The 14,967-nt window shown below is 53.6% G+C and carries 10 protein-coding genes; 9 read left to right on the top strand and 1 reads right to left on the bottom strand.

The annotated features are described in order from the left end of the window. The first annotated feature begins 1 nt into the window (after nt 1). The 6 genes from J7I43_RS10690 (at nt 2) to J7I43_RS10665 (ending at nt 9,648) form a co-directional block, all read left to right on the top strand. Nucleotides 2–2,392, top strand: a complete 2,391-nt coding sequence (locus J7I43_RS10690) for an ABC transporter permease (RefSeq protein WP_209145665.1) — start codon at nt 2–4, stop codon at nt 2,390–2,392. Between the two features lie 12 nt (nt 2,393–2,404). After that, the gene (locus J7I43_RS10685; RefSeq protein WP_209145664.1) at nt 2,405–4,828 is read left to right on the top strand and encodes an ABC transporter permease; all 2,424 of its coding nucleotides are present in this window, start codon (nt 2,405–2,407) and stop codon (nt 4,826–4,828) included. A gap of 26 nt (nt 4,829–4,854) precedes the next feature. After that, nucleotides 4,855–5,517 (top strand): ABC transporter ATP-binding protein, encoded by a 663-nt coding sequence (locus J7I43_RS10680; protein WP_209145663.1) that lies wholly within the window; start codon nt 4,855–4,857, stop codon nt 5,515–5,517. A gap of 149 nt (nt 5,518–5,666) precedes the next feature. Then, a complete protein-coding gene (locus tag J7I43_RS10675) occupies nt 5,667–7,106 on the top strand; it encodes a TolC family protein (RefSeq protein ID WP_209145662.1) in 1,440 nt (479 codons plus the stop codon). 30 nt (nt 7,107–7,136) lie between these two features. Next, on the top strand, nt 7,137–8,516 hold the full coding sequence (locus J7I43_RS10670) for an efflux RND transporter periplasmic adaptor subunit (RefSeq protein ID WP_209145661.1): 1,380 nt from the start codon (nt 7,137–7,139) through the stop codon (nt 8,514–8,516). 112 nt (nt 8,517–8,628) lie between these two features. Beyond that, nucleotides 8,629–9,648, top strand: coding sequence for an NAD(P)H-dependent glycerol-3-phosphate dehydrogenase (locus J7I43_RS10665; protein WP_209145660.1), 1,020 nt, complete (start codon nt 8,629–8,631; stop codon nt 9,646–9,648). Between the two features lie 4 nt (nt 9,649–9,652). On the opposite strand, the gene hemW is transcribed toward J7I43_RS10665, so the two are convergent. Then, entirely contained in the window at nt 9,653–10,777 is a 1,125-nt protein-coding gene (gene hemW, locus J7I43_RS10660; RefSeq protein ID WP_209145659.1) for a radical SAM family heme chaperone HemW, read from the bottom strand. A 118-nt stretch (nt 10,778–10,895) separates the two neighbouring features. Between hemW and J7I43_RS10655 the strand changes: the two genes are divergently transcribed. The 3 genes from J7I43_RS10655 (at nt 10,896) to J7I43_RS10645 (ending at nt 14,842) form a co-directional block, all read left to right on the top strand. Next, the gene (locus tag J7I43_RS10655) at nt 10,896–11,870 is read left to right on the top strand and encodes a DUF4271 domain-containing protein (RefSeq protein ID WP_209145658.1); all 975 of its coding nucleotides are present in this window, start codon (nt 10,896–10,898) and stop codon (nt 11,868–11,870) included. A gap of 159 nt (nt 11,871–12,029) precedes the next feature. After that, nucleotides 12,030–12,695: a uroporphyrinogen-III synthase gene (locus tag J7I43_RS10650; protein ID WP_209145657.1), complete on the top strand. Its 666-nt coding sequence runs from the start codon at nt 12,030–12,032 to the stop codon at nt 12,693–12,695. Between the two features lie 101 nt (nt 12,696–12,796). Continuing rightward, nucleotides 12,797–14,842 carry a thioredoxin domain-containing protein gene (locus J7I43_RS10645; RefSeq protein WP_209145656.1) on the top strand — a complete coding sequence of 682 codons (2,046 nt, stop codon included), beginning with the start codon at nt 12,797–12,799 and terminating at the stop codon, nt 14,840–14,842. Nucleotides 14,843–14,967: the final 125 nt, after the last annotated feature.

Below are 14,967 nucleotides of genomic sequence, written 5' to 3'. Positions count from 1 at the left end.
TATGATCAGGAACTACATCAGGACCGCACTGCGAAATCTCTGGAAAAACAGGTTCATGTCTTTCGTGAACATCCTCGGTCTCAGCGTGGGCATCAGCGCCGCGCTGGTGATCTGGATGATCGTGCATTACGATCTTTCCTTCGACCGGTTTCACCAAAACGGCGACCGGATGTACCGCATCGTGTCGCGGCTGGACTTTCACCAGATGATCATCAATACTTCTGGCGTGCCCATTCCTTTGATAGAGGCGCTTCGCAGCCAGTCTGCGGGTATTGAGGAAACGGCGTTCCTGTATCAATATTCACCCAACGTAAAGATCGGGGAAAGAAAATTCGGCGTGTTGGAAAAAACGACGTTCGCCGAGCCCGAATATTTTAACGTCGTGGAATACAAATGGTTGTACGGTTCGCCCGTGGTGTTGAAAAACCCTTTGCAGGCGGTGCTTACGGAGGAAAGGGCAGAACAGTATTTTCCGGGAACGCCACTGGCGGAGGTGATCGGCCGGGAAGTGAAATACGACGATTCGATAAGCGTATCTGTAGCTGGGATCGTGCAATCGCTGAAGGGGCGTACGGATTTTGACTTCCAGGAATTTGTGTCTATGCAAACGGTGCGGTCGGACCTGGGAATGCAAAGAATGCGCGGGTGGGATTCCTGGAATAATTTTAATTCCTCCATCAACGTGATCCTGCGCCTGCGGCCCGGTGTAGCGCCGGAAAAGATCGATGCGGAGCTGGCGGCGCTGATAAAACCCCATACCGACAAGGATTCCGAAAACAAATATTCCCTGCAGCCGCTTCGTGAAATACATCTCGATCCGGGGATCGATTTTTTCGGGCAGCGCCAGGCGAATCTGCCCGTGTTGTACAAACTCGGCGCGCTGGTGGTGTTCCTCCTGTTGTTGGGCGGTATCAATTTTGTAAACCTTCAAACGGCGCAGGCCGGTGAAAGAGCGAAAGAAATAGGCATACGCAAATCACTGGGCAGTTCCAAAAGCAGCGTGGTAGCGCAGTTTCTCGGTGAAAGTTTTGTGATGGCCACCTTTGCGGCCATCGTGTCCATATTGCTGGTACCGGCCATCCTGGCCGCCTTCCGCAATTTTATCCCGGAAGGCGTTACCATTGCCATGTTCGCCGAATGGCAGGTATTCCTGTTCATTCCCGCGCTGGTGCTGGTGGTGGGTTTGCTGGCGGGTATTTACCCGGCGTTTGTGCTGGCGCGGTTCCAGCCGGTGAAAGTGCTGAAGAACCAGGTGTACGGCATCAACAGCAAGGCCCGTTTGCGCCAGGTGCTCACGGTTTCGCAGTTCAGCATCGCGCTGGCGCTAATCATGGCCACCATCATCGTAAGCGAACAAACCAAATATGTCAACCGCAAAGATCTCGGCTTCGCGAAAGATGCGCGCCTTTTTGTGAAGGCGCCCGGTTTCAGGGCAACGACAGACAAAATGAAAGATCAGCTGGAAGCGGTTCCTGAAATAGAAATGATCAGCCAGGCTTATTCTCCTCCTTCTTTCTCGGGCACCAGTTCCACCACCATGTCTTTCGGCAGCAACGGCGAGATAAAGGACGCGATGGTGGAAATGAAATACATCGATGAAAAATATGTTCCGCTGTACGGGATCAAAATAGCGGCCGGCCGTAACCTTTTACCGGCAGACACGATCCATGAAGTGCTCGTGAACGAAAGTTTTGCAAAAGCCGCCGGCTTCAAAACGCCGGAAGACGCGGTAGGCCAGCTGATCGCCATCAACGGCAAAAAACACCCGGTAGTGGGCGTCGTAGCCGATTTCCACACGAAAGGGATGCAGTCGAGGATACCGCCGCTGGCGCTCAGCACGGACGAGCTGCGGAAAACCATGCTGCACGTGGCCCTGCGCAAAGACGCGGACGTCCCGCGGGCCCTGGACAAAATAAAAGCCGCCTGGGATGCATCTTTCCCCGACGATGACTTTAAGCCCACCTTCGTAGACGAAGCGTTGGCGCGTTTTTACGATTCGGAAGTAAAACTCAGGCAATTGCTGGGCTGGGCCACCGGTATCGCGATCTTCATCAGCTGTCTCGGTTTGCTCGGCCTCGCCATTTACGCCACCCGCCAGCGCACCAAAGAGATCGGCATCCGCAAGGTGCTGGGCGCAAGCGTTGGCAGCATCGTGGTATTGTTCAGCAAAGACGTGACCAAACTGGTGTGCATCGCGGCTTTCATCGCTTCCGGCGTGGCCTGGTACGCGATGGACAAATGGCTGACGGGCTTTGCCTATCATATCCATATTCCGTGGTGGGTATTTCCGTCCGCCGCCGCAACGGCTTTGCTGCTGGCATTGGCGACAGTGGCCGCGCAGGCGCTGAAAGCCGCCATGGTGAACCCTGTTCAATCCCTGAAATCAGAATAAAAACATTGCAGTATGTTCAGGAATTATTTAAAAATAGCTTGGAGAAACATCTGGAAAGCAAAACAGGTGTCTGCCGTAAATATCGCCGGCCTGGCCGTGGCAATTGCCGCCGCTTTGCTGTTGTGCATTACGGTGTACCGGGAATTTTCGTTCAACGATTTCCATGAGAAAAAAGACGCCCTTTACCAGGTTTACCGGGAAGAGTTCCATGCGGACAGGACGGAGTCGCATTCCAATATGAGCTACCCGATGGGGCCCGCCATGAAGGCCGAACTGCCGGGCATCAAAGAGCTGGTGCGGCTGGCCAACGGCAGTGCCGTCATGAAAGTAGGGGAAACCTCGCAAAGCATCGGGTTACGGTATGTGGACAGCTCTTTTCTGAGCCTCTTTACCTTTCCCGTAGCCGCTGGTAGCGGCACGCTGAACATGAATACGGCGCTGATCAGCGAAAAAATGGCCGGCATCTTTTTCAAGGATGCGGACCCGGTAGGAAAAACCGTGCTGCTCAGGTCGAGAAGCGAATGGAAAAGTTACATCGTCGGCGGCGTGATGAAAGATGCGCCGGACAATTCCAGCATACGGTTCGACGCGCTGGTGCGGCTGGAAACCCATCCCGGTTACCTGGCAGACCGTGAGGAATGGGGAAATTTCAGCCTGGAAACATTCGTGCAGCTCAATCCCGGTGTGCATCCCGAAGACATTGAGAGGCGGGGCATGGCGTTCATGGGAAAACATTATGAAGAAGACGTTCAGCGGATGAAAGTAGCCGGCGCAAGGAAAGACAAATTCGGCGGCGTGCTGCATCTCGGGCTCATCCCGCTCGGCGAAATACATTTCAGCCAGCACAGCAACCTGCAGAACGCCAAAAAGCCCATCCTGTACATGTTGCTGTTCATCGCGGGTTTCCTGCTGTTCATCGCCAGCATCAACTTCCTGAACCTTACGCTGGCCCGCGCTTTCACGCGCGCCAAAGAAGTGGGCATGCGCAAAACGCTGGGCGCGGCCACCGGGCAGTTGGTGCTGCAGCTTTGCGGCGAAGCGCTCGTGTTGTTCCTGATCTCGCTGGCGTTGGGTTTGGCCATTACTTATTTTGTGCTGCCCTATTACAGTGCGTTGTTCTTTTCCGAGGCAAAGTATGCCTTCGGCATATTGCTCAAACCGAAATTCCTGGCCGGGATTTTTGCCGCGCTGCTGCTGATCAGCCTGCTGGCGGGGGGCTATCCTGCCTGGGCGCTGTCCCGCACGCATATATTGCTGGTACTGAAAGGGAGGGTTTCGGCGGGGAAGACCAACTACTTCCGCAATTCGCTGATCGTTACCCAATTTGTTTTTTCCTGCCTGCTGATCTGCGGCACCATCGTTGCCTGGCAGCAAATGAGCTACCTGCACAACAGGCCGCTGGGCTTCAATACGCACGAAGTGGTGAGCATTCCCGTAAGCAAGGATGTGAACGGTCACCAGCTGCTGGCACGCCTCCGCACTGAATTGGCCGGACAACCTGATATTCTTTCCGTCACCGCGTCCGGCAATAATTTCGGTCGTGGCAAAGACGGCGCGCAATCCACCTCCATCATCAATTTCCAGCTGTTCGACAAAGACGTGAATTCCCACTGGCAGTCCGTAGACTTCGATTATGTAAAAACGATGGACCTTCAACTGGTTGCCGGTAAAGACTTCGACCGTTCCATGGGGCTCGATTCGCTGGGCCTTGTGATCAACGAAAAGATGGCGAAGCAACTCGCGTCGCTGGGCGTGAAAGACCCTGTGGGCTACCGTTTCAGGATGGATGGGGAAGGCCCGGAATATCATATCAACGGGGTCGTGAAAGATTACAATTTCAAATCCCTGCACGAAGAAATAGCGCCGCTCACCATGTACCTCAACCGGCCGGAAGACCTGCCCGCGTACATTTTCGTGAAAACAAAACCCGGCAACCTGCCCGCTTCCATGGAGAAGATAGAGGCGGCCTATAAAAAAGTCTCGCCGGGACAGCTTTTCCTGGCATCCTTCGTAAACGAGAACACGGAAAGACAATACAAATTCGAAGCAACGCTGATGAAGATCTTCGTCAGCGGCGCGGTGCTCACGATCATCATTTCCTGCATGGGCCTTTTCGCCATCGCAATGCTCGCGATCGGGCGGCGAACGAAGGAGATCGGCATCAGGAAAGTGCTGGGTGCGAGCGCGGCCGGTATTGCGGGGCTGATAGCCGTGGATTTCCTGAAACTGGTGCTGATAGCGATCCTGATCGCTACGCCGGTGGCCTGGTACGTGATGGCGGAATGGCTGAAAGGATATGCTTACAGGATAGACATCAGCTGGTGGATATTTGCACTGGCGGGGTTGCTGGCGGTGCTGATAGCCGCCGCCACGGTGAGTTTCCAGAGCATACGCGCGGCGCTGATGAACCCGGTGAAATCGCTTCGTTCTGAATAATCAACAAAAAATTTTACATTAATATCATGATTCAACTGCGCAACATTTCCAAACATTACCCGGTCGGGTTTGGCAAACATGAAATTTTAAAGAATGTGGATATGGTGATCCATGAAGGGGAGTTTGTGTCGATCATGGGCCCGTCCGGTTCGGGGAAGTCTACCCTGTTGCACATTCTCGGGCTGCTGGAAGAGCCGTCTGAAGGGGAATATCTTTTCCAGGGCGAGCTGGTGCACAAAATGAACGACAAAAAACGCACCCAGCTGCACCGTGGCGCCATCGGCTTCGTGTTCCAGGCCTATCACCTGATAGATGAGCTGACGGTGTATGAAAATATCGAAACACCGCTGCTGTATAAAAATATGCCGTCTTCCGAGCGCAAAAGCCGCGTTGCGGATATCCTTGACCGTTTTAACATGGTGGCAAAAAAAGATTTGTTCCCTAACCAGCTTTCGGGCGGCCAGCAGCAGCTGGTGGGCATTGCCCGGGCCATTGTGGCGGAACCTTCCGTGATCTTCGCCGACGAGCCCACCGGGAACCTGCATTCCGACCAGGCTAAATCGATCATGGAGCTGTTTGCCGAACTGAATAAAAAGGACGGTATCACGATCGTCCAGGTAACCCATTCAGACGTCAACGCCGGGTACGGCAACCGGGTGGTTGAAATTATGGACGGAAGGATAAAATAAACCGCTTCAGCATTTTTCCGAAGCTAAAAACTCATCATATGATGTTTTACCTTAAATTCGTGTGGCCCGGAGCCATACCTACCAGCAATTTGCCATCTATCAAGTACGGCCGAAAGGTGTCAACTCAATTAATATATTTTTGTCAGGCTATGAAAATGAAGTCCCTTGCAATCGCATCGATACTGGCTTTTCTTTTGTTTGCCAACCCGGTAGCCGCCCAGGACAACTGGAGTTACCAGCGTTGCCTGGACTATGCGCTTTCCCATAATCTCACCCTTCAGCAAAGCGTATTGCAAAAACGTTTGCAGGAGCTGACCCTGAAGCAGAACCGCCTGTCGCAGCTGCCTACGATCAACGCGGGCGCAAACGCCGGTTACCGCTTCGGCCGCTCCATCGACCCCACCACCAATACCTTCGTTTCGCAAAACCTCTTCAACGCGGGGCTGAATATGAACTTCGACGCCGACCTGTTCGGCTGGTTCACCAAACAGAATGCCATCGCGGCTTCCAAATACCAGGTATACGCGGCCAATTACCAGCTTGAAAAAGCGCGGAACGATATGGGCGTGAACGTTGCCAACGCATTCCTCCAGATATTGCTCGCCGAAGAACAGGTGAAGATCAGCAAAGCCCAGGTAGACCTGAGCATGGCCCAGCTGGACAATACCAAAAAACTCGTGGCCGCCGGTTCCGTTCCGGAAAGCAACCAGGCCGACCTGGAAGCGCAGCTGGCGAGAGACAGCTCTGCACTGGTGACCGCGCAGAACAACTCCATTATCCGGGTATTGACCATGAAAGCCTTGCTGAACCTGGATTTTGCGGTGCCATTTCAGACGGAGCTACCCGAAAATATTCAATCCGTTTCCCTGCTGAACCTGGCCGAAACCGACCCTGAAATGGTGTTCAGCGCGGCGCTGGCGAACCAGCCCGGCTACAAGGCAGACGAAGCCATGGTGAAAGCGGCCAACCGCAACCTCGCATCCGCAAGAGGGGCGCTGTATCCCAGCCTCAGCATCGGCGGCGGCGCGGGCACCAACTACGCGAATACGAACTACCGGCAATACGGCGCGCCCATTCCTTATATCGATACCGTGGGCGTGGTGAACGTGAACGGCTCGATGTACCCGGCCGTGAAGCCCGGCGCTTTCAGAATGACCGAACTGACACCCTTCGGCGAACAGTTCAGCAACAACTTCGGCCAGAACGTAGGCGTCACCCTCAGCATACCCATCCTCAACGCATGGCAGCTGCGCGGCAACGTGGAGAGAGCGAAGATCGACCAGCAGGACAAACTGCTCACGCTGGACATCAACCGCCAGAAGCTGCGCCAGGACATTTACACCGCGCATGCCGACGCGGTGGGCGCCCTGCAGAAATACCAGGCGGCCCTCACTACCGAAAGGGCTTCCCAGAAGGCATACGATTTCGCTACCAAACGTTTTAACGTAGGCCTGATGAACACCGTGGAATACGTAACAACGCAGACAAACCTTTTCAGGGCGCAGATAGACAGAGTATCCGCGCTGTATGATTATATTTTTAAAATCAAATTACTGGAATTCTACCGCGACCAGCGAATATCGCTATAGTATTCCGGGGCACAGAAATACAAAGCGTATATGACCAAGAAAAAAAAGAGACTGCTTTTCTGGACTATCGGCGGATTGATCGTGCTGATAGTCCTTTTCGCACTTGTAAAAGGTTCCGGCAAGGACGAGGGCATCAAAGTGGCCATCGATAAAGTTGCCAAAAAGGACATTATAGAAGTGGTTTCTGCCAGCGGCAAGATCTTCCCCGAAATAGAAGTGAAGGTAAGCTCCGATATTTCCGGGGAAATTACCGACCTGATGGTGGAAGAAGGCGATTCCGTGGTGAAAGGGCAGGTGCTGGCCCGCATATACGCCGATATTTACGGCTCCGCGAGAGACCGTGCAGCCGCCGCCGTTAGTCAGTCGCAGGCCGAGCTCGCCAACAGCGACGCGGCGCTCAGCGCGTTCAAGGCCCGCCTCGATCAGTCTAAAGCGGCGTTTGACCGGAATGCCGAGTTGCTCAAACAAAAAGTGATCTCCCGCTCCGAGTTCGAAACCGCCGAAGCGACCTATAAAGCCGCGCAATCCGACTACAACGCGGCCCTTCAGCGCATCAACAGCTCGAAATTCGCCGTTTCCAGCGCGCAGGCCAATCTTACCGAAGCCAATAAAAACCTGGGAAGAACCACCATCCTCGCGCCCATGGGCGGCACCGTTTCCCTGCTGTCCGTCAAAAAAGGCGAACGCGTGGTTGGTACCGCGCAGATGACCGGTACGGAAATGCTCCGCATTGCAGACATGGCTACGATGGAAGTACAGGTAGACGTAGGCGAGAACGACATCCCGAAAGTGAAGTTCGGCGATTCCGCCCTCATCGAGGTAGACGCGTATACCAACCGCAAATTCAAAGGCCTGGTAACGCAGATCGCCAGCTCCAGCAAAGGCGCCGCCACAGCCACCGCGGCCACTTCGTCCGCAGAGCAGGTGACCAATTACGTGGTGCATATCCGCATTTTACCCAGCTCGTACGCAGACCTCATCGACCCGAAATTCCCGCGCAGGTTTCCCTTCAGGCCGGGCATGAGCGCCAACGTAGACATACAGACGCATACCGAAAAACAGGTGCTGGCCATTCCCATCAACGCCGTAACCACCCGCAACCCGGCGGATACGGCGAAGAAAGACCAGCCGAAAAAAGGAGGCCCCGCGCAGCCCGATAATGGCGCCGTAGCCGAAGAAGGCAAACGTGAATTCAAGGAAGTGGTGTTCCTGCTGCAGAAAGACAATACCGTAAAAATGGCCGAAGTAACCGTTGGTATCCAGGACGATAACAACATCCAGGTCATCACCGGCCTGAAAGAAGGCCAGGAAGTGATCAGCGGCCCCTATACCGCCGTTTCACGCCAGCTGGAGAATGGTAAAAAAGTAAAAGTGGTGCCGAAGAACCAGCTATTCGAAGAAACGAAATAAATGGCCACCGGCCTTTAAAAATACCAGGAGGGGCGTACCGGGATGTGCGCCCCTTTTTTTATGTCCCCTTGATTTTGTTTACATTGCAAAAAAAAAGAGCGAAAAGTTGAGCATGGGTCATCATACAGGAATAATCGGGAGCGGCAGCTGGGCCACGGCCATCGCCAAGATCCTGACAGATAATAACCAGAACATTCATTGGTGGATACGCAGTGAAGAAACCATCCGCCACCTGCAGCTGCGCCACCACAACAAACATTACCTCGCTTCAGTATATTTCGACACAAGGCTGCTCCAGGCGAACAACGATTTGGCAGAAGTGGTAAAAGCCAGCGACACGCTGATCCTGGCCGTTCCTTCCGCCTTTTTGCGGCAGGTGCTGGAAACCCTCCCTGAAGACGCATTCCGTGGCAAAAAGGTGGTTTCCGCCATCAAAGGACTGGTGCCCGGCACCAACCAGCTGATCAACGAATACCTGGCAGACCGGTTCAGCCTGCCCGTCGAAGATTATTTCACCATTACCGGCCCCTGCCACGCGGAAGAAGTAGCGAACGAAAAGCTCTCCTATCTTACCTTTTCCGGCCTCGACGCGGAAAGCACCGAAGAGCTGGCCGCGCGTTTCAACAATACCTACCTGCAAACCATCGTCAATAAAGACCTCTACGGCGTACAGTTCGCCTCCGTGCTGAAAAACATCTACGCCATGGGTGCCGGCATCGCCCACGGGCTCGAGTACGGCGACAATTTCATCAGCGTGTTCATCACCAACTGCTTCCGCGAAATGCAGGAATTTCTGGAGAAATACGAACAGTTCCAGGCAGGGCACGGCAAAGAAGCCGTGGTGCATAATTACAACGCCAGCGCCTATCTCGGCGACCTGCTGGTGACCTGTTATTCGCTTCACAGCCGCAACCGCACCTTCGGCAACATGATCGGCAAAGGGTACAGCGTAAAGGCCGCCCAGCTTGAGTTGAACATGATCGCGGAAGGATATTACGCCAGCCGCTGCATTTTCGAGATCAACCAGGAGATAGGCGCTTACATGCCTATCGCGCAGAAGGTGTACGGCATTCTCTGGGAACAGCTGCATACGGAAGAAGCGTTCCTGGAAATGGAAAAGGGGCTCGTATAAAAAATCAGAAAAACATAGCCGCGGCGATGCCGTCTGCGAAAAATTTGCCTTCGCGGGTGAGCCTGAGCGAGGAATTTTCACGCAACATCCAGCCTTTTTCGATGAATTCGGCGCCGGCTGAAAGCAGCTGCAGGCTTTTGTCTTCCCCGAACTGACCGCTCACCCTGTCCAGGTCGCAACCGGCCTGCGTGCGCAGCGAGATCATGATATATTCGTTCAGCGCCATCTGCGCGCTCAGCACTTCCTTTTCGAAAGGCACCGCGCCCTTGCGGATGCTTTGCATGTACAGCGAATTATTGGCCACGTTCCACTGGCGGCTTTGCCCGTTGAACGAATGCGCGCTGGGCCCCAGGCCCAGGTACGGTTTGCCTTGCCAGTAACTGCTGTTGTGCCGTGAATACATGCCTGGCTTCGCGAAATTGGAGATCTCGTAATGTTCGTACCCCGCTTTTTCCAGCGCCTGCATCAGCATCCCGAAATGATGCGCCGCACGGTCCGGATCGATGGGCGGGATCTTGTGATGCTGGATAAAATGATCGAGCGCGGTGCCCGGCTCCACGGTAAGCGCGTAACAGGAAAGATGCGGGATGCCGAGGCCGACCGCCCGCGCGATGTTTTCTTCCCAATGTGCGTCGGTGAGGGTAGGGCCGCCGTAAATGAGGTCGATGCTGATATTGTCGAAACCCTTTTCCATGGCTGTTTCCAGGCATTGTATGGATTGCGCGGCGTTGTGCGCGCGGTTCATCCATTTCAGGTCTTCTTCAAAAAAGGACTGCACGCCGATGCTCAGCCGGTTAACGCCCGCGTCGCGGAGGGCCTGCAGGTTTTCGGGGGAAAGATCGTCGGGGTTGGCTTCCAGGGTGATCTCGGCGCCGGGCTCGATGGTATAATGTTTGCCGAGCGTGTCCAGCAGCGACCGGATGGCCCCGCCGGAAAGCAGGCTGGGGGTGCCGCCGCCGAAATAGACGGTCTGCACGGCCTGGCCGGCGAGGTAGGCCTGCTGGAGGTTTGCTTCCGCATGAATGCATTCCATCATCTCGTCCCGGTACTGAAGCGAGGTGGAGAAATGAAAATTGCAGTAATGACAAGCCTTTTTGCAGAAAGGAATATGAATATAGATACCGGCCATGAGCTGTTTTAAGAAAGAATTAGCGGGATTATTTGCAAACCTCGAAAATACATGTGAGTTTTGTTGATATTTTTGGAACAAGAATAGTTAATTGCATCATCATAAATTTTACAGACCGTTGCGAACCTGCATGTTGTTTTTGCTGCTGGCCACCGTTTCACTGTCCCTCCGGGCGCAGTCGGATAGCGCGGCGAAAAAAACGGCGGCTCCCAAACCCGCTGCTGCGGCTGTACGCAAAGTTAAGACAGATTCCGCGGTTACCGCGCCGAAGGCGCAGCACGTGGATTCCGTGGCGCTGCGCGATTCCCTGGCCGCCGCCGCTGCGCCCAAAGTGCATGCTTACGATACCATCATGCAGGCGCTGGAGAAAAAACATATGTACCTCAACCGGGAAGGGAAATATGTGCAGTACGACATCAATCCCGTAAGGAAAGACCCTTCGCAGGACTGGTTGGTATACCTCGTGGCGGGCGTGATACTGTTGTTGGGCATTATCCGGAGCGCGTACCTGAAATATTTTTCGGACCTCTTCAGGGCTTTCTTCAACCCCACGCTGAGCCAACGACAGCTGAAAGACCAGCTTTCACAGTCGCCGTTCCCCAACTTTTTACTGAACTCGTTTTTTGTGGTCAGCCTGGGGCTGTACCTGTACCTGCTCATGTACCGGCTCGATTACCCCACGGGCGCCATCGCCTGGATGCTGATACCCGGCCTGATGCTGCTGGTCGGCATTATTTACATCGTAAAATATACCGTGCTGAGGTTTTGCGGCTGGCTTTTCGGGAACGAAGAGCTGATCGATGCGTATGTTTTTATCCTGTACCTGATCAATAAGGTGCTGGGAGTGCTGCTGGCGCCGTTCCTGGTGGTACTGGCTTTCTGCAGCCCTGAAATAGCGCAAAGCTGCCTGTATATTTCAATATTTTTTATTGTATTACTAGTTGTGTACAGGTACGTAAGGTCCTATTCGCTGGTCCGCCAATATCTCTCTTTCAGCAAATTGCATTTTTTTCTTTACCTTTGCGCATTCGAAGTAGTGCCGGTTTTAATAATTACGAAGGTACTTTTACTTTGGTTAACTGGTAATCCGTAAGATTACTGCTATTGTTAAAACAAGAGCAAATTACGTATGATAAAAGGCGGGCCAAAAAAAGATTTGCAGGAAAAACAACTAACGATCCTAATTTCCCAACCTAAGCCAGAGACAGAGAAATCACCTTATTTCGACTTAGCAAAGAAATTCAATGTTCGCTTGGATTTTTTTCCTTTCATTCGCGTGGAGGGTGTGCCGGGTAAAGATTTCCGCAAACAAAAAGTGGATATTGTCACTTACACCGCGGTTATTTTCACCAGTCGGAATTCGGTAGACCACTTCTTCCGCGTATGCGAAGAGTTGAAAGTAAAAGTCTCCCAGGATTGTAAGTACTTCTGTATCACAGAAGCCGTTGCGCTTTACCTGCAAAAGTTCATCCTTTACCGCAAACGCAAGGTGTTTTACGGAGCCGACGGCTCTACCAAAAGCCTGCTGGAAGTGATGAACAAACACAGGGAGAACGAGAAGTTCCTGTTCCCCAGCTCAGACAGTCAGAAAAAAGACATCGAAGAATGGTTAAAAGCTAACAAGTGCGAATATGCCATGGCTTCGCTGTACAAGACCGTTTCGAACGACGTAAAAGACGTGCTGTCCGGCAAGGAGTACGACATGATCGTATTTTTCAGCCCTTCCGGCGTAAAATCGCTGTTCGAGAACATGCCGAAATTCAAACAGAACGGCACCCACATCGGTGCGTTCGGCCCCACCACTTCCGCAGCAGTGGAAGAAGCCGGCCTGCGCCTCGACGTAAAAGCGCCCGCCCCGCAGGCGCCTTCCATGGTAGCCGCACTTGAACAATTCCTCCAGGGATTGAACAAAAAATAATCGCAACAAAAATTTTATAGAAAAAGGAACATCGGAAGGTGTTCCTTTTTTGTTTTAAACTACTTTCGTATTGATTAAGACACCATTAACCGATCATATTCATGGCAAACCGTCTTGCAAAGGAAACCAGCCCGTACCTGCTTCAGCACGCCCATAACCCGGTAGACTGGTACCCCTGGGGCGAAGAAGCCTTCCGGAAGGCCGAAGCGGAAAACAAGCCCATCCTGGTGAGCATAGGCTACGCCGCCTGCCACTGGTGCCACGTGATGGAACGCGAAAGCTTCGAGAACGAAGCCACCGCGGCGATCATGAACGAACATTTCGTGAACATCAAGATAGACCGGGAAGAACGCCCGGACATCGATCATATTTACATGGACGCGCTGCAGGCCATAGCCGGTAACGGCGGATGGCCGCTGAACATGTTCCTGCTGCCAGACCGCCAGCCTTTTTACGGCGGCACCTATTTCCCGCCAAAACAGGCCTACAACCGCCCTTCGTGGACGGAAGTGCTGCTGGCCGTGAGCGACGCGTTCAAAACGAAACGGAAAGACCTGGAAGAACAGGCCGCCAATCTTACACAGCACCTCCACCAGAGCAATGCTTTCGGCGTGAACGCGGTAGACCTTGGCCCGGGCCGCGAACAACTTTTTACGCAGGAACAGGCGGACGCAATGGTGCTGGCGCTGTTAGGGCAGGCAGACAAGGAATGGGGCGGTTTCGGCCGTGCGCCCAAGTTCCCTCAAAGTTTCTCCATCCAATACCTGCTGCGGCATTACCGCGTCAGCAAAAACGAAGCGGCGCTGCAACAGGCCCTGCTTTCTCTCGGTAAGATGATCGACGGCGGCATTTACGACCAACTGGGCGGCGGTTTTGCGCGGTATTCCACCGACGAAAAATGGCTGGCGCCGCATTTCGAAAAGATGCTGTACGACAATGCTTTGCTGGTAGACACGCTCTGCGAGGCGTACCAGCTCACGGGCAACGAACGGTATGCGAAAGTGGTGCGGCATACGCTGGAATTTGTGAAACGTGAGCTGACTTCCCCCGAAGGCGCTTTCTATTCCGCGCTGGACGCGGATTCCGAAGGAGTGGAAGGGAAGTTTTACGTTTGGGGAGAAGAAGAGATCGACAGTTTGCTGGTCGAAGATTCGCCGGCGTTCAAGGCGTATTACAATATCAGCCGGCACGGCAACTGGGAAGACGTGAACATTCTCTGGGCGCCGCGGCCGCTGGAAGCGGTTGCAAAAGAACAGGGCATCGCGCCCGGCGAACTGGAAGCCTTACTGGAAAGAAGCCGGCCGAAACTGATGGCGGCACGGGAAAAACGCGTGCGCCCGGGGCTGGACGATAAAATATTACTGGGCTGGAATGCGTTAATGATCCACGCCTGCTGCAAGGCCGCCGCGGCTTTGAACGAAAATGTTTACCTGGAAATGGCGGAAGCGGCGATGGACTGCATCCTTAAAAATATGCGCAAGCCCGGGGCAGCCCCGGCGTTCTGGCATACGTATAAAGAAGGCAGCGCGCGTTATCCCGCGTTCCTGGACGATTACGCCAACCTGGTGCACGCGCTGATCGCGCTGCAGGAAACTTCGGGAAACCTGGAGCGGGTGCGCATGGCGGCGGAAGTAGCGGATTTTGTGATAGAACAATTCAGCGACGAGAACCTGCGTTATTTTTATTACACCGCATCCGGGCAGGGCGATGTGATCGTACGTAAGAAAGAGATCTACGACGGCGCGGTGCCGAGCGGCAACGCGGTGATGGCGCATAATCTCTGGCATCTTTCCATTGTGTTCGACAAAAACGAATGGGCGGAAAGGGCGCTGGCGATGACGGCGGGGCTGGTGCAGACGGTAACACGGTACCCTACGTCGTTCGGCGTTTGGGCGGCGATGGTGCTGCGGCTGGTGCAGGGCACGCCGGAGCTGGCGGTGGCCGGGCCGGCTTACCTGGAGCGGATGCGGGAGCTGAACGGGTTGTATGTTCCTTATAAAGTGTTGCTGGGAGCGGGTTCCGACGAGAAGGACATGCCTTTGCTGCAGCAGCGGGCGAAGGAAGGGAAAACGCTGGTATACCTTTGCCGGGATTATCAATGTGTTAAACCGGTGGAATATATATCAGAAATAACTAATTTAATATGAAATTTGTTGTAATTTGCAATCCCTTTGATAAATTAGCGCTTACGGGCAAAAAATAACCGCAATAATATCAAAATAAATATTATATTTATATTAGATGCGTATATGAACCTGACTGGCAAGCGTTT

The sequence above is a fragment of the Chitinophaga chungangae genome, assembly GCF_017742215.1.
GTDB classification, from domain to species: Bacteria; Bacteroidota; Bacteroidia; order Chitinophagales; family Chitinophagaceae; genus Chitinophaga; species Chitinophaga chungangae.
This window is presented reverse-complemented; position numbering and strand designations above follow the sequence as displayed.

Coding starts and splice junctions, on each gene's coding strand:
- J7I43_RS10685 (WP_209145664.1), top strand. CDS start 2,405: ATGTTCAGGAATTATTTAAAAATAGCTTGGAGAAACATCTGGAAAGCA.
- J7I43_RS10645 (WP_209145656.1), top strand. CDS start 12,797: ATGGCAAACCGTCTTGCAAAGGAAACCAGCCCGTACCTGCTTCAGCAC.
- J7I43_RS10675 (WP_209145662.1), top strand. CDS start 5,667: ATGAAAATGAAGTCCCTTGCAATCGCATCGATACTGGCTTTTCTTTTG.
- J7I43_RS10670 (WP_209145661.1), top strand. CDS start 7,137: ATGACCAAGAAAAAAAAGAGACTGCTTTTCTGGACTATCGGCGGATTG.
- J7I43_RS10690 (WP_209145665.1), top strand. CDS start 2: ATGATCAGGAACTACATCAGGACCGCACTGCGAAATCTCTGGAAAAAC.
- J7I43_RS10665 (WP_209145660.1), top strand. CDS start 8,629: ATGGGTCATCATACAGGAATAATCGGGAGCGGCAGCTGGGCCACGGCC.
- hemW (WP_209145659.1), bottom strand. CDS start 10,777: ATGGCCGGTATCTATATTCATATTCCTTTCTGCAAAAAGGCTTGTCAT.
- J7I43_RS10680 (WP_209145663.1), top strand. CDS start 4,855: ATGATTCAACTGCGCAACATTTCCAAACATTACCCGGTCGGGTTTGGC.